Annotated in this window: 21 protein-coding genes; 10 read left to right on the top strand and 11 right to left on the bottom strand. The window is 73.0% G+C overall.

The annotated features are described in order from the left end of the window. Window positions 1-256 precede the first annotated feature (256 nt). The 4 genes from LCD35_RS08630 to LCD35_RS08615 are packed head-to-tail and all read left to right on the top strand — an operon-like array spanning window position 257 to window position 3,742. Window positions 257-1,153 (top strand): allophanate hydrolase subunit 1, encoded by an 897-nt coding sequence (locus LCD35_RS08630; protein ID WP_224959097.1) that lies wholly within the window; start codon window positions 257-259, stop codon window positions 1,151-1,153. After that, window positions 1,153-2,130: a biotin-dependent carboxyltransferase family protein gene (locus LCD35_RS08625; protein WP_224959099.1), complete on the top strand. Its 978-nt coding sequence runs from the start codon at window positions 1,153-1,155 to the stop codon at window positions 2,128-2,130. The genes LCD35_RS08630 and LCD35_RS08625 overlap by 1 nt, the downstream gene beginning before the upstream one ends. A 32-nt stretch (window positions 2,131-2,162) precedes the next feature. Continuing rightward, a complete protein-coding gene (locus tag LCD35_RS08620) occupies window positions 2,163-2,402 on the top strand; it encodes an acetyl-CoA carboxylase (protein ID WP_224959101.1) in 240 nt (79 codons plus the stop codon). Next, window positions 2,399-3,742: an acetyl/propionyl/methylcrotonyl-CoA carboxylase subunit alpha gene (locus LCD35_RS08615; RefSeq protein ID WP_224959102.1), complete on the top strand. Its 1,344-nt coding sequence runs from the start codon at window positions 2,399-2,401 to the stop codon at window positions 3,740-3,742. Before LCD35_RS08620 ends, LCD35_RS08615 begins: the two co-directional genes overlap by 4 nt. Before the next feature lies 1 nt (window position 3,743). On the opposite strand, the gene LCD35_RS08610 is transcribed toward LCD35_RS08615, so the two are convergent. From LCD35_RS08610 to LCD35_RS08600, 3 genes are all read right to left on the bottom strand, one after another. Continuing rightward, window positions 3,744-4,274 carry a GNAT family N-acetyltransferase gene (locus tag LCD35_RS08610; RefSeq protein ID WP_224959103.1) on the bottom strand — a complete coding sequence of 177 codons (531 nt, stop codon included), beginning with the start codon at window positions 4,272-4,274 and terminating at the stop codon, window positions 3,744-3,746. A gap of 71 nt (window positions 4,275-4,345) precedes the next feature. Continuing rightward, on the bottom strand, window positions 4,346-4,990 hold the full coding sequence (locus tag LCD35_RS08605) for a methyltransferase domain-containing protein (protein ID WP_224959104.1): 645 nt from the start codon (window positions 4,988-4,990) through the stop codon (window positions 4,346-4,348). A 286-nt stretch (window positions 4,991-5,276) separates the two neighbouring features. Next, window positions 5,277-5,552: a hypothetical protein gene (locus tag LCD35_RS08600; protein ID WP_224959105.1), complete on the bottom strand. Its 276-nt coding sequence runs from the start codon at window positions 5,550-5,552 to the stop codon at window positions 5,277-5,279. Window positions 5,553-5,702: 150 nt separating this feature from the next. Between LCD35_RS08600 and LCD35_RS08595 the strand changes: the two genes are divergently transcribed. Further along, complete coding sequence (locus LCD35_RS08595; RefSeq protein ID WP_224959106.1) at window positions 5,703-6,758, top strand: NAD(P)-binding domain-containing protein; 1,056 nt, start codon at window positions 5,703-5,705, stop codon at window positions 6,756-6,758. 35 nt (window positions 6,759-6,793) lie between these two features. Here LCD35_RS08595 and LCD35_RS08590 read toward each other — a convergent pair whose 3' ends face one another. The 7 genes from LCD35_RS08590 to LCD35_RS08560 all read right to left on the bottom strand — a co-directional run bounded on the left by LCD35_RS08590 (window position 6,794) and on the right by LCD35_RS08560 (window position 14,938). Beyond that, entirely contained in the window at window positions 6,794-8,122 is a 1,329-nt protein-coding gene (locus tag LCD35_RS08590; protein ID WP_224959107.1) for a uracil-xanthine permease family protein, read from the bottom strand. 121 nt (window positions 8,123-8,243) lie between these two features. Then, complete coding sequence (locus LCD35_RS08585; protein ID WP_224966529.1) at window positions 8,244-9,263, bottom strand: TIGR03842 family LLM class F420-dependent oxidoreductase; 1,020 nt, start codon at window positions 9,261-9,263, stop codon at window positions 8,244-8,246. Window positions 9,264-9,279: 16 nt separating this feature from the next. Beyond that, window positions 9,280-10,680 carry a dihydropyrimidinase gene (gene hydA, locus LCD35_RS08580; protein ID WP_224966530.1) on the bottom strand — a complete coding sequence of 467 codons (1,401 nt, stop codon included), beginning with the start codon at window positions 10,678-10,680 and terminating at the stop codon, window positions 9,280-9,282. Then, complete coding sequence (locus tag LCD35_RS08575) at window positions 10,677-11,972, bottom strand: aspartate aminotransferase family protein (RefSeq protein ID WP_374108048.1); 1,296 nt, start codon at window positions 11,970-11,972, stop codon at window positions 10,677-10,679. Before LCD35_RS08575 ends, hydA begins: the two co-directional genes overlap by 4 nt. 55 nt (window positions 11,973-12,027) lie before the next feature. Next, the gene (locus tag LCD35_RS08570; RefSeq protein WP_224959111.1) at window positions 12,028-12,870 is read right to left on the bottom strand and encodes a nitrilase-related carbon-nitrogen hydrolase; all 843 of its coding nucleotides are present in this window, start codon (window positions 12,868-12,870) and stop codon (window positions 12,028-12,030) included. Between the two features lie 260 nt (window positions 12,871-13,130). Then, the gene (locus LCD35_RS08565; protein ID WP_225044015.1) at window positions 13,131-14,531 is read right to left on the bottom strand and encodes an FAD-binding oxidoreductase; all 1,401 of its coding nucleotides are present in this window, start codon (window positions 14,529-14,531) and stop codon (window positions 13,131-13,133) included. Next, entirely contained in the window at window positions 14,522-14,938 is a 417-nt protein-coding gene (locus LCD35_RS08560) for a DUF5313 family protein (RefSeq protein ID WP_224959115.1), read from the bottom strand. The genes LCD35_RS08565 and LCD35_RS08560 overlap by 10 nt, the downstream gene beginning before the upstream one ends. 380 nt (window positions 14,939-15,318) lie before the next feature. Here LCD35_RS08560 and LCD35_RS08555 point away from each other — a divergent pair, with 380 nt between their 5' ends. The 5 genes from LCD35_RS08555 to LCD35_RS08540 all read left to right on the top strand — a co-directional run bounded on the left by LCD35_RS08555 (window position 15,319) and on the right by LCD35_RS08540 (window position 20,720). Further along, the gene (locus LCD35_RS08555; RefSeq protein ID WP_224978076.1) at window positions 15,319-16,296 is read left to right on the top strand and encodes a formylglycine-generating enzyme family protein; all 978 of its coding nucleotides are present in this window, start codon (window positions 15,319-15,321) and stop codon (window positions 16,294-16,296) included. A gap of 66 nt (window positions 16,297-16,362) precedes the next feature. Continuing rightward, window positions 16,363-16,434 (top strand): putative leader peptide, encoded by a 72-nt coding sequence (locus LCD35_RS30700; RefSeq protein WP_373690076.1) that lies wholly within the window; start codon window positions 16,363-16,365, stop codon window positions 16,432-16,434. Window positions 16,435-16,558: 124 nt separating this feature from the next. Continuing rightward, window positions 16,559-17,896 (top strand): bifunctional o-acetylhomoserine/o-acetylserine sulfhydrylase, encoded by a 1,338-nt coding sequence (locus tag LCD35_RS08550; RefSeq protein WP_224978075.1) that lies wholly within the window; start codon window positions 16,559-16,561, stop codon window positions 17,894-17,896. Between the two features lie 4 nt (window positions 17,897-17,900). Then, window positions 17,901-19,028: a homoserine O-acetyltransferase gene (locus tag LCD35_RS08545; RefSeq protein ID WP_225044014.1), complete on the top strand. Its 1,128-nt coding sequence runs from the start codon at window positions 17,901-17,903 to the stop codon at window positions 19,026-19,028. Window positions 19,029-19,154: 126 nt separating this feature from the next. Then, window positions 19,155-20,720, top strand: a complete 1,566-nt coding sequence (locus tag LCD35_RS08540; RefSeq protein WP_225044013.1) for a class I adenylate-forming enzyme family protein — start codon at window positions 19,155-19,157, stop codon at window positions 20,718-20,720. On the opposite strand, the gene LCD35_RS08535 is transcribed toward LCD35_RS08540, so the two are convergent. Continuing rightward, window positions 20,721-21,890, bottom strand: a complete 1,170-nt coding sequence (locus tag LCD35_RS08535; protein ID WP_224966537.1) for a 4-hydroxybenzoate 3-monooxygenase — start codon at window positions 21,888-21,890, stop codon at window positions 20,721-20,723. Window positions 21,891-21,994: the final 104 nt, after the last annotated feature.

Genomic DNA, 21,994 nt, shown 5'->3' with positions numbered 1-21,994 from the left:
CGCCCCCGGACCGCGCAGTGCTCCTTTCGGTTGTCCTCGCCGTTCCTTTCCCGATCTACGCGGGTCCTTTCGGCCCATTCCGGTGCGTGCGTTCGCGCGTACCGATCTTCGTGGTGCGCGGGCTATGGTGACCCGAACGTGCGATTTTTTTCGTGCCGTCCAACGAGTTCTCAGCTCAGGTTCTGCGCCGGGAATCACTTCGGCGCATGCTCTGGTCCACGGCAGATCACCTCCGTAACCGGTTGAGGAGGTCGACATGGCAGCGACTACCACGCACCTGCCTCCCGCTCGGTACGAGTTCGGCGGCGATGAATTCGTCTTCGTCGAACTCGATCAGGAAATGAGCCTGGAAGCGAATTTCAAGGCGATGGCGATCACCGGCGCGCTGCGCGAGCAGGGCATCGACGGCGTCGTCGACATCTGCCCGTCCAACGCCTCCTACATGGTCCGGCTCGACCCGGACCGCCTGCACCCGGCGGAACTGGTCGACGAGCTGCGCAGGCTGGAGATCACCGCGGGCGACCTGCCGGAAGACCACGTGGTGCCGACCCGGATCGTGGACGTGCCGATCCTCTTCGACGACCCGTGGACCCGGGAGACCCTGCTGCGCTTCCGGGACCACCACCAGGACCCGTCCGGCACCGATCTCGACTACGCGGCGCGGATCAACGGGTTCCGCGGCGTCCCGGAACTGATCGACGCGATCACCGGTGCGCCGTTCATCGTCACCATGCTCGGATTCGTGCCCGGATTGCCGTTCTGCTATCAGATGGTCCCGCGCGAACGGCAGATCGAAGTTCCCAAGTACGTGCGGCCGCGCACCGATACTCCGGAACGCGCCTTCGGATACGGCGGTGCGTTCTCGGTGATCTACCCGGTTCGCGGCGCGGGCGGATATCAACTCTTCGGGATCGCGCCCGCGCCGGTGTTCGACCTCGCGCAATCGCTGCCGGATTTCGCCGATCACATCGCGTTCCCGAAACCGAGCGACATCCTGCACTACCGCGCGATCGACCGCGCCGAGTACGACCGCATCCGGGCCGACGTGGAAGCGGGCACCTTCCGCTACCGCACCGCCGAGGTCGAGTTCTCCCCCACCGCGTTCCTCGCGGACCCGGACGGCTTCAACCGGAACCTGCTGGAGGTGCTGTGATGAGCGAGGTCATCGTGCGCTCCGGAGGGCTGTACACGACGGTGCAGGACGCCGGGCGCGACGGCTGGTACGCCATCGGGATGCCGCCCTCCGGCGCGCTCGACCAGTACTCCTTCCGCGTGGCCAACCTGCTGGTGGGCAACCCGGAGGGGGCCGCCGCGCTGGAGGCCACCTACATCGGGCCGGAGCTGGAGTTCACCGACGAGCGCCGCATCGCCGTCACCGGCGCCGACGCCCCGGCCCGCGTCAACGGCGAACCCGTCCCGCTGTGGGAGGCGATCGCGGTGCGCGCCGGGGACGTCCTGTCCTTCGAGATGCTCACCGCGGGCGCCCGCCCGTACGTGGCCGTCAGCGGTGGGATCGCGGTACCGGAGTACCTGGGTTCGCGCTCCACCTACACGCTCACCGGCATCGGCGGCTTCCACGGCAGGGCGCTGCGCGCGGACGACCGGTTGCCGCTGGGTTCGCCGCCGGTGTCCGGGCCCTCCCCCGGTACCTCGGTGCCCGCGGGGCTGCGGCCGGCCCTCGGCGGACCGGCGCAGCTGCGGCTCGTGGTGGGGCTGTGCTCCTACCGGCTCACCGAGACCGCGATGGAGTCCTTCGTGGACACCGAGTGGAAGGTGACCAAGGACGCCGACCGCGTCGGCTACCGGTTGCGCGGCGGCACCATCGACTTCGTCGACCGCGAGCCACCGTTCGGCGCGGGCAGCGACCCGGCGAACGTCGTCGACCTCGGGTACCCCATCGGCTCGGTCCAGGTTCCCGGCGGGGACGAACCGATCGTGCTGCTCGGCGACGCGGTCACCGGCGGCGGCTACGCCACCGTCGGCACCGTGATCTCCGTCGACCGGGACCGCATCGCGCAGGCCCGCACCGGCGACCGGGTGGCGTTCACCTCGGTCGACGTCGACGCCGCGATCGCCGCCCGCCGGGACCGCGGGATCCGGCTGGAGAAGGTCCGCGCCGCCGTCAGCTAGTCCCGCACCCCCAAGTTACGGAGGAGGCCACCATGTCGACCGTCAACGCCGCGCTCCCCGGCGTCTTCTACCGACGTCCCGCGCCGGACCAGGAACCCTTCGTGGAAGTCGGCGCGATGGTCCAGGAAGGGCAGACCATCGCGCTCATCGAGGTGATGAAGACCTTCAGCGAGGTGAAGGCCGAACAGGCGGGCACCCTCGGCCGGTTCCTGCTCGACGAGGGCGACGAGGTGGAGGCCGGTCAAGGCGTCGCCGAGGTCGTGGCACCATGACCGGCCCGAGCAGAGTCCTCGTCGCCAACCGGGGCGAGATCGCGGTCCGCATCATCCGCGCCTGCCACGCGGCCGGGGTCGAGGCGGTGGCGGTGTACTCCGACGCCGACAAGAACTCCCGCTGGGTGCAGCTCGCCGATCACGCGGTGCACATCGGCGCCTCCCCCGCATCGAAGTCCTACCTGAACGCGGCGGCGGTGCTGGAGGCGGCGCGCAGCACCCAGGCCGACGCGATCCACCCGGGGTACGGCTTCCTCTCGGAGAACTCGCGGTTCGCGCGGGCCGTGCAGGACGCCGGGCTGGTGCTGGTCGGCCCGCCGCCCTCCGCGATCGAGCTGATGGGCGACAAGGCGACCGCGCGCGCCACCGCGCAGGCCGCCGGCGTCCCGGTGATCCCGGGCAGCGCGCCGGTCACCGACCTGGCGGCCGCGCAGGCGGCGGCGGACCAGCTCGGCTACCCGGTGCTGGTCAAGGCCGCCGCGGGTGGTGGTGGGCGCGGCATCCGCCCGGTGTCCTCGGCGGCCGAGCTGGCCGACGTGCTGCCCGCCGCACAGGCCGAAGCGCGGTCCGCGTTCGGCGACGGCACGTCCTACCTGGAGCGGGCGCTGGCCCGGCCGCGGCACGTCGAAGTGCAGCTGCTGGCCGACGACCACGGCGGCGCGGTGCACCTGTTCGAACGGGACTGCTCGGTGCAGCGGCGCAGGCAGAAGCTGCTGGAGGAGGCCCCGGCGCCGGGCCTGCACGAGGAGACCCGGCAGCGCATCGGCGAGGCCGCGGTCCGGCTCGCCCGCCACGTCGGCTACCGCAACGCCGGGACCGTGGAGTTCCTCGTCGACGAGGACCAGCACTTCTACTTCATGGAGATGAACACCCGCATCCAGGTCGAGCACCCGATCACCGAGGTGATCAGCGGCGTGGACCTGGTCGCCGAGCAGCTGCGCATCGCCGCGGGCACACCGCTGTCCTTCACCCAGGACGACCTGGTGCCCACCGGCGCGGCCATCGAGCTGCGGATCAACGCCGAGGACCCGGACCGCGGGTTCGCCCCGTCCCCCGGCGAGGTCACCACGTTCGACCTGCCCGGCGGCCCGGGCGTGCGGGTGGACACCGGACTGGCCCGCGGCGACCGGATCAGCCCGTTCTACGACTCGATGATCGCGAAGCTGATCTGCTGGGGCGCCGACCGCGACCAGGCGTACGCGCGGGCCGAGCAGGCGCTGCGGGAGTTCCGCATCGAAGGCGTGGCGAGCACGATCCCGCTGCACCGGCGGCTGGTCGGCAACGACAAGCTGCGCAGCGGCCCGGTGCACACCACTTGGCTGGAGGAGCAGCTGGAGTGACTCAGCGGCCGACGACCTCGTCGCGCAGCACGCTGTAGCGCACGCAGTCCCGCCACCGCCCGTCGCGGAACAACCAGCCGCGCAGCACGCCCTCCCGGGTGAACCCGGCCTTGGTGAGGGCGCGCTGCTCGGCGAGGTTGTCCACCTCGGTGCCCGCCTCCACCCGGTTCACCTGGGTGTGGGCGAACAGGTACGCGACGAGCTGCCGCTGCGCGTCGGTGCCGTGACCGCGGCCGCGCGCCTCCGGCAGCAGCGTGATCCCGATGTTCCAGCAGTACGAGGTCTGCCCGGTCGGGTTCTTCGCCCACGACACGAATCCGAGCCGGCGCTGCGGGTCCTGCTCGGCGACGACCAGCAACACGCCCTCGTCCCGGTCCAGCAGCCCGGATTCCGCCCAGCGGCGCCGGAAATGCCCCGCTCCGTGGTAGCCGAACCAGTTGTAGGGATGGGTGGCCTCGCGGGTGTTGAGCATCCGGTCGAGATCGGTCAGGTCGTCTTCGAGCACCGGCCTCAGCAGCACAATGGTCCCCACATCGCGACCGTAGACCGATCACGCTCCGCTGCACATGCTCTGTTCCGGTGGTCGGGGCCGGTCCGGATCGGTCAGGAGATCGGGCGGCGGCAGGTGTAGATCCGCGCGGGCGGCACGTTGCGCCACACCGTCCGGCTGGTGAGGACCTCGTCGAAGGCGAGGTCCAGGCGGTTGCGGAACGCGCGCGCGCCGGACATGCCGAGCGCGTGCACGTAGGCGAACGTGGTGAACGCGCCACCGGGGACGAGCACCTGGCCGACCTCCGCGAGGATGTCGCGCTGCAGCTCGCCGGGGAAGATCGACCACGGGAGCCCGCTGATCACCGCGTCGACCCGGTCCACCCCGTGGTCCACCAGCAGGGTCCGCAGCTTCGCCGCGTCGCCCTGCACGACCTCCAGCCAGGGCAGGTCGGCGCGCAGGTGCTCCACCATGCCGCTGTCGAGTTCGATCGCCAGGTGCCTGCCGCCTTCGGGCAGCCGGTCGCGGACGGCGCGGCTGAGCGCGCCCGTGCCAGGGCCGAGTTCCACGACGACCGGTCCGGTCTCGGACGCGGTGCGGGGAACGATCGAGGCCATCTCGCGGGCGAGGTGCGGCGAGCTCGGCGCCACCGCCCCCACCAGTCCGGGCTTGCGCGCCGCGCGGGCGGCGAACTTCCGGTAGTCCGCGAACACCGATGCGGGCCGTCCGGTCTGGGGCCGTTGCCGGGATGTGGTCACAGCTGCCTTCCGCGTTCGTCGGGCGAGGTCCCGGTCACCCTATCGGTCGCGGGCGGGCAGCCGTCGTCGCCCGAGCCGCCGAGGCCGGGTGCGCGTGCAGGTGATTTCACCGCCGCGGACGCCGCTCGGGCCGTTCCGCGGTCCCGGGGGACAGCCATTCGACAGCGGCACGATAAAGCGCGCGGCAATTCACTCGAACAATGTGTAACGCGGTGAGAAAGTGCGGCGATAAGGGTCGGCACATGCGCAGGGCTTGTCCGGTCCGGACAAGCCCGTTGCGCCGCGTTCAGGCAGGTTGCTGGACCATCGCACCCGTCGGTTCCACCGCCGGGACCTGCTCAGCGGGCTGAGCGGGAGTGTTCAGCGCAGGCTTGTTCACCCACCTGACCGCCACGCCTGCCACCGCCAGCAGCACGATCGCCTCAATTGCGAGAGCCACCCACACCATTGCCACTTTCCTTGCCTCCTTTCTGCTGACCTCCCCGTCTTCCGAGCGCGCGAACGGGCGCACGCGCTTGCCCGCGCTTGGTCTCGCGATCGAAAGAGGTTCGGGGCCGAACACCCACTTGCACCCCGATACTAGGACCTCGTTTCCGATGCGTTAAGGAGGGGTCGCGGTGGTGTGCGTCGCACCCTTGCGGACCAATCCCCGGGTGTTCGACACCACAGCCGGTGAGGGACGTCCGCGGCGGCCGCGGGCGTTCCCACCGGTGTGGAGCACGAGGTCGACGTGGTCGTGATCGGGGCCGGGCAGGCCGGGCTGAGCAGCGCGCACCACCTGCGGCGCACCGGGACCGGGTTCGTCGTGCTGGACGCGGGCACCGGCGCGGGCGGCGCGTGGCGGCACCGCTGGCCGTCGCTGCGGCTGGGCGGGGTGCACGGGATCCACGACCTGCCTGGCCTGGCGCTGGCGGAGAAGGACGGGGCGCGGCCCGCCTCCGAGGTGCTCGCCGAGTACTTCGCCCGGTATGAAGACGAATTCGAGCTGCCGGTGCGGCGGCCGGTGCAGGTGCGGTCGGTGCGGCGCGGACCCGACGAGCGGCTGCTGGTGGAATCCGGCGCGGACACCTGGGCGGCGCGGGCGGTGATCAACGCGACCGGGACGTGGACCAAGCCGTTCGTACCGCACTACCCCGGCCAGGAGTCGTTCACCGGCAGGCAGCTGCACGTCGCGGACTACCGCGGCGCCGAGGAGTTCCACGGGCGCCGGGTCGCGGTGGTCGGCGGCGGGATCTCCGCGGTGGAACTGCTCACCGAGATCGCCGAGGTGGCCACCACGACGTGGGTGACGCGCCGCCCGCCGGTGTTCGGCGACGCCGAGTTCACCCCGGACGCGGGGCGGCGCGCGGTGGCCGAAGTGGACCGCCGGGTCCGCGCCGGGCTGCCCCCGGGCAGCGTGGTGAGCGCGACCGGGCTGCCGCCGACGCGGGCGGTGCTGCGCGCGCGGGATTCCGGGGTGCTCGACCGGCACCCGATGTTCGAGCGGATCACGCCCGGCGGCCTGCGGTGGGCCGACGGCACCGAGGTCGAGGTGGACGTGATCCTCTGGGCCACCGGGTTCCGCGCCGCCTTGGACCACCTGGCACCGCTGGGCGTGCGCGAACCGGGCGGCGGCATCCGGATGGACGGCACCCGGGTCGTCGCGGAACCGCGGCTGCACCTGGTCGGCTACGGCCCGTCCGCCAGCACCATCGGCGCGAACCGCGCCGGCCGCGCCGCCGCCCGCGAGGTCCACCGCCTCCTGCGGTCGTCCACCACGTCCCGCTGAAGCGGCCGCGGCTCCCGCGGCGACCCCGACGGCGGTCAGTCCCGGGCGGGGGCGAAGGCGCGGAGCAGGTGGTAGCCGATCAGGACGATCAGGGTGCCGAGGGAGATGCCGCTGAGGCTCAGGCTCGGCGTGAAGGTCAGCGACACCCCGCCGATGCCGGCGATCACCCCGGCGGCGACCGGGAGCAGGTTCACCGGATCGGCGAAGTCGACGCGGTTCTGCACCCAGATCTTCACACCCAGCAACCCGACCATGCCGTACAGCACGACGGTGATCCCGCCGAGCACCCCACCGGGCACGGCGGCCACGATCGCACCGAACTTCGGGCACAGGCCGAATCCGATGGCCACCAGCGCCGCCACCCAGTACGCCGCGGTCGAGTACACCCGGGTGGCCGCCATGACGCCGATGTTCTCCGCGTAGGTGGTGGTCGGCGGGCCGCCGAGCGCGCTGGAGAGCGTGGTGGCGAACCCGTCGGCGAACACCGCCCGACCGAGGCTGCCCTGCAGGTCGGTGCCGGTCATCTCCTCGACGGCCTTGACGTGCCCGGTGTTCTCGGCCAGCAGCGCGATCACCGCGGGCAGCACCACGATGATCGCCGAGGCGGAGAAGGACGGCGCGTGCACCTCGGGCAGCCCGAACCAGGCCGCGTCCGCGACGCCGCTGAGGTCCACCCGCGGGTGGGTGCTGACCACCCCGTCGGAGCCGGGCGCGGTGATCGGGCCGAGCAGCACGTCGAACGCCCAGGACAGCAGGTAACCGCCGGCGAGCCCGAGGAACACCGCGATGCGGCCCCAGAACCCGGGCAGCAGCACGCTGCCCGCCACCACGATGATCATCGTGAGCAGCGCGGTCCACTGGTCCTGCGGCCAGTACGTCTCGGCCACCACCGGCGCGAGGTTGAACCCGATCAGCAGCACCACCGCCCCGGACAGCACCGGCGGCAGCAACCGCTGCACCACCCCCGGCCCGGCGAAGTGCACCACCACTCCGACGGCGGCGAGCACCGCGCCGGATACCAGGATCGCGCCGGTGACGGTCGCGGTGTCCCCGCCGCCCGCGCGGATCGCGGTGACGGCGCCGACGAACGAGGCGCTGCTGCCCAGGTAGCTGGGGATCTTGCCCTGCACCACGAGCAAGAAGAGGATCGTCGCCCCACCGGACACCATGATCGCGAGGTTCGGGTCCAGTCCCATCAGGACCGGGAACACGAAGGTGGCGCCGAACATCGCCACCACGTGCTGGGCGCCGAACCCGATGGTGCGGCCCCAGGTGAGCCGTTCGTGCGGGGCCACCGACTCGCCGGGGCGCGGCGTGCTGCCGTCACCGTGCAGTGCCCACCCGAAACCCGTTCGCCCTCGCATGGCGGACAGTCTGCCCCGGCGGCGGCCCGGTCGTCCGTGGTGGTCGCGCCGATGTGACCTGGTCGGCGCGCCGGCGCGGAGCGGGTCCGGGTTCACCCAGCCGGTGCGGTGGGCCTACGCGTTAGCGCGTGGCGAACTCCGGAGCGGTGGCGCGCGGGATGATCGCCCGGCCGTACTCCTCCACCGTGGACTCGACGGCGTCGTGCATGGCGTAGGCGGCGAACTGGTGCACGCCCGCCGCGCGCAGTTCGGCGAGCTTGTCCAGGTGCGCCTCGGGCGGCCCGAGCAGGCAGAACCGGTCCACGATCTCGTCGGGCACGAAGTCGGTGCTGGGATTGCCCGCGCGCCCATGGTGGGAGTAGTCGTAGCCCGCGCGGCCGCGGATGTAGTCGGTGAGCTCCGCGGGGATCTCCGCCGAGCCCGAACCGTAGCGGCGCACCAGGTCGGCCACGTGGTTGCCGACCATGCCGCCGAACCACCGGCACTGCTCGCGGGCGTGCGCGAGGTCCGCGCCGACGTAGGCGGGTGCGGCCGCGCACACGGTGATCGCGTCCGGGTCGCGCCCCGCGGCCTCGGCCGCGTCGCGGACGTGCCGGACCATCCACCGGACCAGCAGCGGGTCGGCGAGCTGCAGGATCACGCCGTCGCCGACCCGACCTGCCAGATCGAGGGCCTTCGGCCCGTACGCGCCGATCCACACCGGCAGGCGCCCGCCGCGCACCCACGGGAGCCGGACGGCGGTGCCGTCCACCTCGGTCTCGCGCCCTTCCGCGAGGTCCCGGATCACGCCGACCGCGCGTTCCAGCACCGCGAGGGTGTTCGGCTTGCCACCGGTGACGCGCAGCGCCGAGTCGCCGCGCCCGATGCCGCAGACGGTGCGGTCGCCGAACATCTCGTTGAGCGTGGCGAAGGTGGACGCGGTGACGCTCCAGTCCCGGGTGGCCGGGTTGGTGACCATCGGCCCGACGACCATCCGCTCGGTCGCGGCGAGGATCTGGCTGTGGATCACGAACGGCTCCTGCCACAGCACGCAGGAGTCGAAGGTCCAGCCGTGGTCGAAGCCGAGCGCTTCGGCGCGCCGCATCAGTTCCACGACCGACCAGGCCGGGGGGTCGGTTTGGAGCACGAGCCCGAACCGCATGCGCACCTCCGTGGTGTCAGGTCAGGTATCCGCAGGTGTCCCGCCGCAGGAAGCGCCCGTGGCCGGGACGGCCGCGGTACTCGTCCCCGTCGAGGATCACCCGGCCGCGGGAGAGCACGGTGCGCACCGCACCGGTGACGGTCCGGCCCTCGTAGGGGTTGTAGTCGACGTTCATGTGGTGCGTCCCGGCGGACAGCACGTGTTCGGCGCGCGGGTCGTAGAGCACGACGTCCGCGTCGGATCCGGGCGCGATGGTGCCCTTGCGCGGGTGCAGGCCGAACATCCGCGCCGGGGTCGTGCTGGCCAGTTCCACCCAGCGGCGGCGGGTGAGGCGGCCGTCCACCACCCCTTGGTGCAGCAGGTCCAGCCGATGCTCCACCCCGGGCATGCCGTTCGGGATCTTCGAGAAGTCGCCGAGCCCGAGTTCCTTCTGCGAGACGAAGCAGAACGGACAGTGGTCGGTGGCCACGACCGACAGGTCGTCGGTGCGCAGACCGCGCCACAGCTCCCGCTGGTGCTCCTCGGGCCGCAGCGGCGTGGAGCAGACGTACTTGGCCCCTTCGAACCCGGGCCGGGACAGCTCGTCGACGGTGAGGAACAGGTACTGCGGGCAGGTCTCGCCGAACACCGGGATCCCGGTGTCGCGGGCGCGGACGAGTTCGTCGAGCGCTTCGGCCGCCGAGACGTGCACGACGTAGAGCGGGGCTCCCGCGACGCGGGCGAGCTGGATCGCGCGGTGGGTGGCCTCGGCCTCCAGCAGCGGGTGGCGCACCCGGCCGTGCTCGCGGGGGTCGGTGCGCCCGGCGGCGAGGGCCTGCTGGACGAGCACGTCGATGGCGATGCCGTTCTCGGCGTGCACCATGGTCAGCGCCCCGTTGCCCGCGGCCCGCTGCATGGCGCGCAGGATCCGCCCGTCGTCGCTGTAGAACACGCCGGGGTAGGCCATGAACAGCTTGAAGCTGGTGACTCCTTCGCCGACCAGCCCGTCCAGCTCGGCCAGCGAGCCGTCGTGCACGTCGGACAGGATCAAGTGGAACCCGTAGTCCACCGCGCAGTTCCCCTCGGCCTTCGCGTGCCAGGTGTCGAGCCCTTCCCGCGCGGATCCGCCGATGGACTGGATGGCGAAGTCGATGATCGTGGTGGTGCCGCCCCACGCGGCCGCCCGGGTGCCGGTCTCGAAGGTGTCGGCGGAGGAGGTGCCGCCGAACGGCATCTCCATGTGGGTGTGCCCGTCGACGCCGCCGGGGATGACGTAGAGCCCCTCCGCGTCGAGGACCGCGTCGGCGCCGGGCAGCCACTGCTCGGCGAGTTCGGGGGTGCCGAGCGCGGCGACCTGCTCGTCGACCACGAGCACGTCGGCTTCGACCTCCTCGGTCGCGGTGATCACCAGTCCGCCGCGGATCACCGTCCTGGTCATGGCCGCTCCCCCGCTCTGCCCAGCGCGTCGACCAGGATCGCGGCGCCCTCGCGGGCCTCCTGCTCGGTGAGGCTCAGCGGCGGGGCGATGCGCAGCACGTTGCCGTCCAGCCCGCCCTTGCCGATGAGCAGCCCGTCGCGGCGGGTGTGCTCCAGCACCGCGGTGGCGGCGGCCGGGTCGGGGGCGCCGGTGCCGGGGTCGGCGAGTTCCACGCCGAGCATCAGCCCCTTGCCGCGCACGTCGGCGACGAGCGGCAGTCGCGGCCGGGCCTCGTCGATGGCCGCGCGCAGCACGGCGCCGACGCGCAGCGCGTTGCCCTGCAGGTCGTGCTGGAGCAGGTGTTCCAGATTCGCCAGCGCCCCGGCGGTCGTGACCGGGCTGCCGCCGAAGGTGGACAGCGAGTTCACCCCGATGCTGTTCATGATCTCGGCGCGGGCCACGACGCCGCCGATGGACAGCCCGTTGCCGAGCCCCTTGGCGAAGGTCACGATGTCCGGCGCTCCGCTGCCGCCGTGCGCCTGCCAGCCCCAGAAGTGCTCGCCGGTGCGGCCCCAGCCGGTCTGCACCTCGTCGCTGATCCACAGGATGCCGTGCCGGTCCAGCACCTCCTTGAACCGGGCGAACAGCCCGTCCGGTGGGACGGCGAACCCGCCGACGCCCTGGATCGGTTCGGCGATCAGGCAGGCCACGTTGCCGTGCAGCTGCCCGAGCACGTCCTCCAGGTCCTGCACGCAGGCGTCGGTGAACTCCGCGTCGGGCAGGTCGGCGAGCGGGGTGCCGCGCCGCCTGCTGCCGTGCACGTAGCTGGTCTGCACCGGGGACAGGCTGGTCGGCGACCACGCCCGGTTCCCGGTGATGGCCAGCGCCGAGAAGGACCGGCCGTGGTAGCTGTTGCGCAGCGCCAGCACCTGGTTGGAGCCGCGGTACCCGGTGGCCAGCAGCAGCGCGGTGTCGTTGGCCTCGGTGCCGCTCGCGGTGAAGAACACCCGCGGGTCGTCGATGCCGGACAGCTCGGCGACGCGTTCGGCCAGCTCGACCATCGGCCGGTTCAGGTACAGCGTGGAGGAGTGCAGGATGCGCCCGGCCTGCTCGGAGACGGCGGCGGTGACCTCGGGCAGCGCGTGCGCGGTCATCGTGGTGAGGATCCCGCCGAAGAAGTCCAGGTACCGGTTCCCCTCGGCGTCCTGGACGTGGCGGCCCTCGCCGCTGACCAGGTCGATCGGCTGCTCGTAGTAGGTGGACAGCCAGTCCGGCAGCACCGCCCTGCGCCGCTTCGCCAGCTCTTCGTGCATGCCCTCGTCGGTCATGGCCGTCCTTCCTCTCCAGCGGGTCCGGAACGGGTGTCGGTCAGGGCGCGGTGAGCGGCCCGTAGGCGTCCGGGCGGCGGTCCCGGTAGAAGGCCCACTTGGCGCGGACCTCGTCGATCAGGTCGAGGTCGAGGTCGCGCACCACGAGTTCCTCGTCGCGGTCGCCGGCGACGTCGCCGACGAACCGGCCGTACGGGTCGACGAAGTAGCTGCTGCCGTAGAAGTCGTTGTCCCCGTACTCCTCCACGCCGACCCGGTTGATCGCGGCGACGAAGTACTCGTTGGCGACCGCGGCGGCCGGCTGCTCCAGCCGCCACAGGTAGGAGGACAGGCCCCGGCTGGTCGCGGACGGGTTGTAGACGATCTGCGCCCCGGCGAGCCCGAGGGCCCGCCAGCCCTCCGGGAAGTGCCGGTCGTAGCAGATGTAGACGCCGACCTTGCCGACCGCGGTGTCGAACACCGGCCAGCCGAGGTTGCCGGGGCGGAAGTAGAACTTCTCCCAGAACCCGGGCAGGTGCGGTAGGTGGTGCTTGCGGTACTTGCCGAGGTATTCGCCGTCGGCGTCGATGACGGCGGCGGTGTTGTAGCAGAAGCCGGGACCGTCCACCTCGAAGATCGGCACGACGATCACCATCCGCAGCTCGCGGGCCAGCGCGCGCATCCGCTCGGTGGTGGGGCCGTCGGGGACGGCTTCGGCCCACCGCTGGTGCTCGGTGTTCTGCACCTGGCAGAAGTAGGGGGCGTTGAACACCTCCTGGAACCCGATCACTTGCGCGCCCTGCGCGGCGGCGGCGCGGGTGTGCTGCTCGTGGACGTCGATCATGGACCGGGCGTCGCCGGTCCACTTCGCCTGGACCAGTGCGGCGCGAACCAGGTTCGGCATGGCGGCACCTCTCGGACTGTGACCGGCCGGGGACGCTCCGAACATATGGCGCGGTACCGGGACCTGCAATGACCGCGCGGCCCAGGATCACCGGCGCTGAGCACCACCGGCGCCGCGGGCGCGGTCGCTCGCTGCGGGAACGGGTGCGGCGGGCTCCCGGCGCGGGGCCGCGGGTTCGCTCGGAAGGAGGAAGCGCCGGTGTGTCGGCACCGGTGGACGCGGTGCGGCGGACGGCGGTCCGGCGGCCGCCGGGCGGGCGATCAACTCCCGAGGCCGATCCCGTGCCGGTCCAGCAGCCGCAGCCACCACCCGCGCCGGCCCGCGGTGGCGTCGGCGCGGGCCAGCGCCCGGTGGGTCAGCCGCACCAGCGGCCAACGCAGCGGTTCCGGCGGGTACAGCAGTGGCCGGGTCCGCGCCAGGGCGGAGCGGGTGCGCCGCGTCTCGGCGCCCGCCAGCAGGTCCAGCGCGACCTGCGCGCCGAACCGGGAGGCGGCCACGCCGAGCCCGGTGAAGCCGGTGGCGTAGGCGACGCGGCCCGCGCAGGCCGTGCCGAACACCGGGGTCGAGCGGGTGGTGGCGTCGATGGGCCCGCCCCAGCGGTGGGTGAACCGGGTGCCCTCCAGCTGCGGGAACGTCGCGAAGAACCGGGCCGCGAGCCTGCGGTGCACCTCCGGCCGGTCGGCGAAGCGGCCGGAGGTGCGCCCGCCGAAGAAGTACTCCGGCGCGCCGCCGCCCCACAGGACCCGGCCGTCCGGGGTGGGGCGGAAGTAGTGGAACAGGTTGTGCGAGTCGGTGACGCCCTGGCGTTCGCGCCAGCCCAGGGAGTCCCACGCCGCCGCGGACAGCGGTTCGGTGACCAGCACGTGGTCCCAGACGGGCAGCACCCGGCGGCGCAGCCCGCGCAGCGGGGCGGGGAACGCGTTGGTCGCGAGCACCACCCGCCCGGCCTCGACAGTCCCTTGTGGACACCGAAGTCGCACGGCCGCCGAACCGGCGCGCACCGAGCGGACCGGGCTGCCCTCGTGCACCCGCACCCCGGCCCGCTCGGCGGCCGCGAGCAGGCCGCCGACGAGCTTCACCGGGTCGACCAGTCCCCCGGCCTCCGGCAGGCGCAGTCCGGCGCGGAACGAGTCGGAGCGCAGGTCCGCCCGGACGCCGCCGGCGCCCTGGAAGAGCGCGGTGAACCCGTGCTCGCGGTAGAGGTCGGCCTCGTCCCGCAGCTCGCCGACCTGGTGCGGTTCGGTGGCCACGGCGGTCTTGCCGCACCAGCTCAGGTCGGCGTCGATGCCCTCCGCGTCGAGGAACTCCCCGATCTCGCGCAGGTTCCGCCTGCCCAGCTCCACCAGCCCGCCGATCTCGGCCGGCCACAGCCAGGTGCCGTGGGCGAGGCCGTGGGTGAGGGACTCGGACAGGAATCCGCCGCTGCGGGCGCTGCCGCCGGACCCGGCGCGGCCCGCGTCCAGCACGAGCACGTCGAGGCCCGGGTCGCGCTGCTTGGCCAGCACCGCCGTCCACAACCCGGTGAGCCCGGCGCCGACCACGGCGAGGTCGGCCCGGCTCGGACCGGGCAGCGGCGGGCGCGGCGCGATCGGCGAGCGCTGCGGCCAGAACGCGACCGGTTCCGCGTCGGCGAGCGCGGAACGCGGGACGGTCAGTGCCACCACGGGCGGAACCCGGTGCCGTGCTTGCCGGCCCGCTCCACGTCCTTGCGCACCTGCCGGGTCTCGCGGGCCAGGCCGGGCGGATGGCCGTGCTTGATCGACCGGTGCTCGCACGCCTCCCCCATCAGGTACAGCGAGCAGAACAGCCCCACGAACAACCCCATCCCGATCGTGCTGAGCCGCAGGTCCAGCGGCCCGGGCAGCAACAGCAGCAGCAGGCAGAACGGCGCGAGCTGGGTCAGCGCGCGGGCCACGTGCCGCAGCGCCCAGGTCCGGCAGGTCACGTCGTGCAGCACCCATTCCGCGCAGCGCGCGGGCAACCGGCCGCCGAACGCGTACCAAACCCACTGCGCCGGGTTGGGCCGCCCGGAGACCGGCCGCGGTGAAGGTGGCCGAGGTGTCCGCACCCGCCTAGATTAGTGGTCCCGGCGGAACTCCCGAAGGGTGCGGGTGACCGCGTCGCGCGCGTCACCCGGACGCCCCGTAACGATCATGGCCGGTCGACGATGATCCAGGTGAAAGGGGTTGTGTCGATATGTTCGCTGTTGTCGTGGTGATGTTGTTCGTTCTCGTGGTGGGCGCGGTGATGTTCACCGACGTCCTGGACGACGGTTTCCGGGGCGCCGGTGCCGCTCTGGTGCAGCGGCTGCGCGGGCCGCGCACGCATCCCTGACCGTCCTCAGTGGACTGATCCGGTCGTGGACCCGGCCGGATCGGTCCCCGTGCCTCCCGATGCGGCCCACCCCGCTCCCCGGTTCCGGCGCCGAGCGCTCCTAGAGTGGACGCCGTGAGCGAAGCGGACCCGAAGACCTCCGAGCGGCACGACGGCTGCTGCGCGCCCGGGCGCACCCGCGAAGCCGGCGACGCCCCGGCCGTGGCGCCGGGCGCCGCGGCCGAGACCGTCGAGCACCGGTGGATCGCGCTCGACGGCGGCGCGTTCCTGATGGGCACCGCCGACGCGGACGGGTTCCCGCAGGACGGCGAAGGCCCGGTGCGCGAAGTGCGGGTGAGCCCGTTCGAGATCAGCGCGCTCGCCGTCACCAACGCCGAGTTCGCCCGCTTCGTCGCCGACACCGGGTTCACCACCGACGCCGAGCGCTTCGGCTGGTCCTACGTCTTCGCCTCGTTCCTGCCCGGTTCGCTGCGGCGCTCGGCGCCCCGGCCGGAGCAGACCCCCTGGTGGTGCGGTGTGGAAGGCGCGACCTGGAACCGGCCGGAAGGCCCCGGTTCCGACGTCGACGACCGCGCCGACCACCCGGTGGTGCACGTGTCCTGGCACGACGCGGTCGCGTACTGCCGGTGGGCGGGGGCGCGGCTGCCCACCGAGGCGGAGTGGGAGTTCGCGGCGCGCGGCGGCCTGGAGCAGCGCCGCTACCCGTGGGGCGACGAGCTCACCCCGGACGGCGAGCACCGCTGCAACATCTGGCAGGGCTCGTTCCCGGTGAAGAATCTCGCCGAGGACGGCCACCGGGGCACCGCGCCCGCCGACGCGTTCCCGCCGAACGGCTTCGGTCTGCACAACGCGGCGGGCAACGTGTGGGAGTGGTGCGCGGACCGCTGGGGCACCGAGCACGCCGCGGCGGGCGCCACCGATCCGCAGGGGCCCGCCGAGGGCGAGAACCGGGTGATGCGCGGCGGTTCCTACCTGTGCCACGACTCGTACTGCAACCGCTACCGCGTCGCGGCCCGCACCTCCAACACCCCGGACAGCTCCGTCGGCAACCTCGGGTTCCGCTGCGTACGGCACTCAGGACACGCTGGGTGACCGGCCTTGCTCCCGAATGGTGAACGTTCTGTTGCTCCGGGTGGTGCAACGGTTAGGCTCGCCGCCATGATCCGCTTAGTGGAGCGCCGCCACGTCGACCTCGTGCGCGTGACCGCGTCCGCTTGTCGCACTCGCTGATCTCCTCGCGAGGCCGTTGAACCGCGGCCACCCTCCTCTCGGCCCGCCGCCGCGCATCCGCCGCGGGGGCCTCGTCCGCACGCTCGATCTCGACGCGTCCGCGTCGTCACACCGTGGAGTACTCATGTCCGCTGACGTCCCCGCCCAGAACGAGTCGCCCGAGGCGAACTGGTCGTTCGACACGCTCCAGATCCACGCCGGGGCGCAGCCCGACCCGGCGACCGGCGCCCGCGCGACGCCGATCTACCAGACCACCTCGTACGTCTTCCGCGACACCCAGCACGCGCAGGACCTCTTCAGCCTGGCCGAGCCCGGCAACATCTACACCCGCATCACCAACCCCACCCAGGACGTGCTGGAGCAGCGCGTCGCCAAGCTGGAGGGCGGGGTCGGCGCCGTCGCGGTGTCCTCCGGGCAGGCCGCGGAGACGCTGACGGTGCTGACCCTGGCGCAGGCCGGGGACCACCTGGTCTCCAGCTCCTCGCTGTACGGCGGCACCTACAACCTGTTCCACCACACGCTGCCGAAGCTGGGCATCGAGGTCACCTTCGTCGACGACTTCGACAACCCGGAAGCCTGGCGGGCCGCGATCCGCCCGAACACGAAGCTGCTGTTCGCGGAATCGCTGGGCAACCCGCGCAGCAACGTGCTCGACGTGCGGGCGATCGCCGACATCGCGCACGAGGCCGGGGTGCCGCTGGTCGTGGACAACACGGTCACCACCCCGTACGTGCTGCGACCGCTGGAGCACGGCGCGGACATCGTGGTGCACTCGGCGACCAAGTACCTCGGCGGCCACGGCACCGCGGTCGGCGGCATCGTGGTGGACGGCGGCACCTTCGACTTCGGCGCCGACCCGGAGCGCTTCCCCGGCTTCAACGAGCCGGACCCGAGCTACCACGGCCTGCGCTACTGGCCCGCGCTCGGGCACGGCGCGTTCGCCGCGAAGCTGCGGGTGCAGGGGCTGCGGGACCTCGGTCCGGCGATCTCGCCGTTCAACGCGTTCCTGATCTTGCAGGGCCTGGAGACGCTGTCGCTGCGCATCGAGCGGCACGGCGCGAACGCCCTGGAGCTGGCCCGCTGGCTGGAGGAGCGGGACGAGGTGGCGAAGGTGCACTTCGCGGGCCTGCCGTCGAGCCCATGGCACGAGCTGGGCAACCGCTACCTGAACAACGGCTTCGGCGCCATCGTGTCCTTCGAGCTGCGCGGCGGGGTGTCGGCCGGCCGGAAGTTCGTGGAGGGCGTGTCGCTGTTCAGCCACCTGGTCAACATCGGTGACGTGCGCAGCCTCATCGCCCACCCGGCGAGCACCACGCACAGCCAGCTGACCGAGCAGGAGCAGTTGGACGCGGGCGTGACGCCCGGCCTGGTGCGCCTGTCCGTCGGCATCGAGAACGTCGACGACCTGAAGGCGGACCTGGAGTCGGCGTTCCGCGCGGCGAAGGCCGAGCTGGAGAGCTGAGCGGATGAACACGCGGTTCCTTCCCGCCACCGGTGCCTGGCGGGAAGGGGATCCGCCGGGGCGGCGGCGGTTCCTGCACCTCGATCGGCCACGGCTGGAGTCGGGTGCGGTGCTGCCCGGCGCGCGCCTGGCGTACGAGACGTGGGGTTCCCTCGACCCCGACGGCGGCAATGCGGTGCTGGTGCTGCACGCGCTCACCGGTGACGCGCACCTGCGCGGACCCGCCGGGCCGGGGCATCCGGCCGCGGGCTGGTGGGAAGGCGTGGTCGGGCCCGGCCTGGCGCTGGACACCGACCGCTGGTTCGTCGTGGCGCCGAACGCGCTCGGCGGCTGCCAGGGCAGCACCGGCCCGGCCGACCCGGCACCGGACGGGCGACCGTGGGGCGGCCGGTTCCCGTCGCTGACCGTGCGGGACCTGGTGCGTTCGGAGGTCGCGCTCGCGGAGGCCCTGGGCGTGCCCCGGTGGGCGGCGGTGATCGGCGGTTCGCTGGGCGGGATGCGCGCCTTGGAGTGGGCCGTGGACCAGCCGGACCGGGTCGGTTCCGCACTGGTGCTGTGCTGCGGGGCGGCCGCGACGGCGGAGCAGATCGCCTGGTCGTCGACGCAGCTGCACGCGATCCGCGCCGATCCGGACTGGCTGGGCGGTGACTTCCACGAGCTGCCCGACGGGCGCGGACCGCACGCCGGGCTCGGCCTGGCGCGGCGGATCGCGCACCTGACCTACCGCAGCCCGCAGGAGCTCGAAGCCCGGTTCGGTTCGGCTCCCCAGGACGGTGAGGATCCGGCGGCGGGCGGGCGCTACGCGGTGGAGTCGTACCTGGACCACCACGCGGCGAAGCTGGTGCGGCGCTTCGACGCCGCCAGCTACGTGCGGCTCACCGAGGCGATGAGCGGGCACGACGTGGGGCGGCTGCGCGGCGGGCTGGCGGCGGCGCTGGGCCGGGTGCGGGCGCGGACGCTGGTCGCCGGGGTGGACAGCGACCGGCTGTTCCCGCCCGCCGACCAGCACGCCCTCGCGGAGGGGCTGGGGACCAGCGCGCGGATCATCCGGTCCGCGCACGGCCACGACGGGTTCCTGGTGGAGACCGAGCAGGTCGCCGAACTGGTCGCCGAGCTGCTCAAGGGAGCTTGACGCGGAGCTCGGCGGGGCCAACGGTGGTCGCATGGCCGCCCACGAGGAGCACCCCGGCACGACGCGGCGCAGCACGACCTGGCGCCGCCCCACTCCCGGCGCTCCGAGGCCGAGCCCCCGCACGCGGTGGCCGCGTTCGCCGACGCGGTGCGCCGGTGCCCGGACGCCCCGCTGATCCGCTACTTCGACGCGACGATCACCACCACCGAGCTCGACGAGCTCACCGACGCGTTCGCCGCCGCGCTGCAGGACCGCGGGGTGGTACCGGGCGAGCGGGTGGCGCTGTACCTGCAGAGCACGCCGCAGTTCGCCATCGCGCTGCTCGGCGCATGGAAGGCCGGCTGCACCGCGGTGCCGGTCAACCCGATGAACAAGCGGCGGGAGCTCGCGCTGCTGCTGGCCGATTCGGGAGCGGCGGTGCTGGTGGCGCTGCGCGGGCTGCACGAGTCGGTGGCCGCCGAGGTGCTCCCGGACACCGCGGTGCGGCTGGTGATCACCACCGCCGAACGCGCCTTCCAGGGCCGCGACGACGCGCGGGTGCTGCCGGAACCGGACGGGCCGGTGCCCGCGGGCACCACCGATCTCGGCGAGCTGCTCGCGGCGCACCGCGGACGCCGGCCGGAGCCGGTGGAACCGGGCCCGGAGGACGTGGCGGCGCTGAGCTACACCTCCGGCACCACCGGCCCGCCGAAGGGCGCGATGAACACCCACCGCAACGTGGTGTTCGACGCGCGGGTGTGGCGGGACCTGGCCGGGCTCGGCGCGGACGGCTCGGTGCTCGGCGTGGCGCCGCTGTTCCACATCACCGGCCTGGTGGGGCACGTGGCGCTGGCGCTGCTCACGCCGGTGCCGCTGGTGCTCACCCACCGGTTCGAGCCGGAGGTGGTGCTGGACGCGATCCGCGAGCACCGGCCCACCTTCGCGGTCGGGGCGATCACCGCGTTCATCGCGTTGCTCGGTACCGAGGGCACGGCGGCGGACCTGGCGAGCCTGCGCCGCGTCTACTCCGGTGGCGCGCCGATCCCGCCGAGCACGGTGCGGGACTTCGAGCGGCGGTTCGGGCAGCGCATCCACAACGTCTACGGCCTCACCGAGACCACCTCGGCCGCGTTCGCGCAGCCGTGGGGCGTGGCGGGCCGGGTCGACGAGGCCTCGGGCGCGCTGTCGGTGGGCGTGCCGGTGGGCTCGACGCGCGCCCGCGTCCTCGGCGAGGACGGCCGCGAGCTGCCGCCCGGCGAGATCGGCGAACTGGCGATCTCCGGTCCGCAGGTGGTGCCCGGCTACTGGGGCAGGCCCGCGGAGACCGAGGCGGCGCTGCCCGGCGGCGAGCTGCGCACCGGCGACGTCGCGCACCGGGACGCCGACGGCTGGTTCTACCTGGTGGATCGCAAGAAGGACCAGATCAACGCGGGCGGCTACAAGGTGTGGCCGCGGGAGGTGGAGGACGTGCTCTACGAACACCCCGCCGTCCGCGAGGCCGCCGTCGTCGGCGTGCCGGACCCGTACCGCGGCGAGACGGTGCGGGCGTACGTGAGCCTCCGCGCCGGGCAGCGCGCCGATCCCGCGGAGCTGGTGGAGTTCTGCCGCGCGCGGCTGGCGGCCTACAAGTACCCGCGGCAGGTCGAGGTGCTGCCCGAGCTGCCGAAGACCGCCACCGGCAAGCTGCTGCGCCGCGCCCTGCGGGACCGCTGACTACAGCGGGAGGCCCGCGTAGTTCTCGGCCAGCGAGGTGGCGGCCGCGGCCGAGTCGACGAGGTGGTCCAGCTGCGCGCGCTGCAACCGGCGGCCGAACTCGTCGGCCGCCGGATCGGCGTGCAGCAGCGTCGTCATCGAGTACGAGAAGTGCTCGGCCCGCCACACCCGCCGCAGCGCGGTGTCCGAATAGGACTCCAACGGGCGCGGGTCGCCGTGCTGCACCGCCGCGGCCAGCGCCCGGTCCAGCAGCACCACGTCGGCGACCGCGAGGTTCAGCCCCTTCGCCCCGGTGGGCGGCACGATGTGCGCGGCGTCCCCGGCCAGCAGCAGCCTGCCGTGACGCATCGGTTCGGCGACGAAGCTGCGCATCGGCGTGATGGAGCGGTCGGTGATCGGTCCGCGCCGCAGCCGCCACCCGTCGGCGGCGAAGCGCACGTCCAGCTCGTCCCAGATCCGCTCGTCCGGCCAGTCGGCCAGGTCGGCGTCCGGCGGGACCTGCAGGTACAGCCTGCTCACCTGCGGCCCGCGCATGCTGTGCAGCGCGAATCCCCTCTCGTGGCAGGCGTAGACGAGCTCGTCGGTGGACGGCGGCACGTCGGCGAGCACGCCCAGCCAGGCGAACGGGTAGCTGCGCTCGTAGGTGCGGATGCGGTCGGCGGGGATGGATCTCCGCGCCACGCCGTGGAACCCGTCCGCGCCGACCACGTGGTCGGCGGTGAGCTCGTGCTCGGCGCCGCCGTGGCGGTAGCGGACCCGCGGCCGCTCGGTCTCGGCGTCGTGCACCGCGAGCACGTCGGCGTCGAACAGCAGCGGCGCGCCCGAGTCGAGGCGCAGCGCCACCAGGTCGCGCACGACCTCGGTCTGCGCGTAGACCATCACCCGGCGCCCGCCGGTGAGCGCGGCGAGGTCGATGCGGTGGGCGGCGCCGCCGAAGCGCAGTTCGATGCCGTCGTGCACCAGGCCTTCGCGGTCCATCCGCTCCCCCGCACCGCAGGCGCGCAGCACGTCGACGGTGCCCTGCTCCAGGATCCCGGCGCGCTGCCGGTGCTCGACGTGGTCGCGGGAGCGGGATTCCAGCACGACCGACTCGATGCCCCGCTGCTGCAGCAGCCGCGCGAGCAGCAGGCCCGCCGGTCCCGCTCCGATGATGGCCACGCTGGTCCGCATCGACCGCTCCTCCGGGCTCGATTCGATCCGTGCACGGATCAATTGGGTTGCACGTTCCACCCGGAAGGACCGCTTGTCAACGAGTTCGCGCCGCCTTGCTCGAT

It is taken from the genome of Saccharopolyspora sp. 6V, from assembly GCF_020176785.1.
Classification (GTDB): Bacteria; Actinomycetota; Actinomycetes; order Mycobacteriales; family Pseudonocardiaceae; genus Saccharopolyspora_C; species Saccharopolyspora_C gregorii.
Note: the sequence above shows the minus strand (reverse complement) of the source record. Positions and strands in the feature narration are given on the sequence as shown.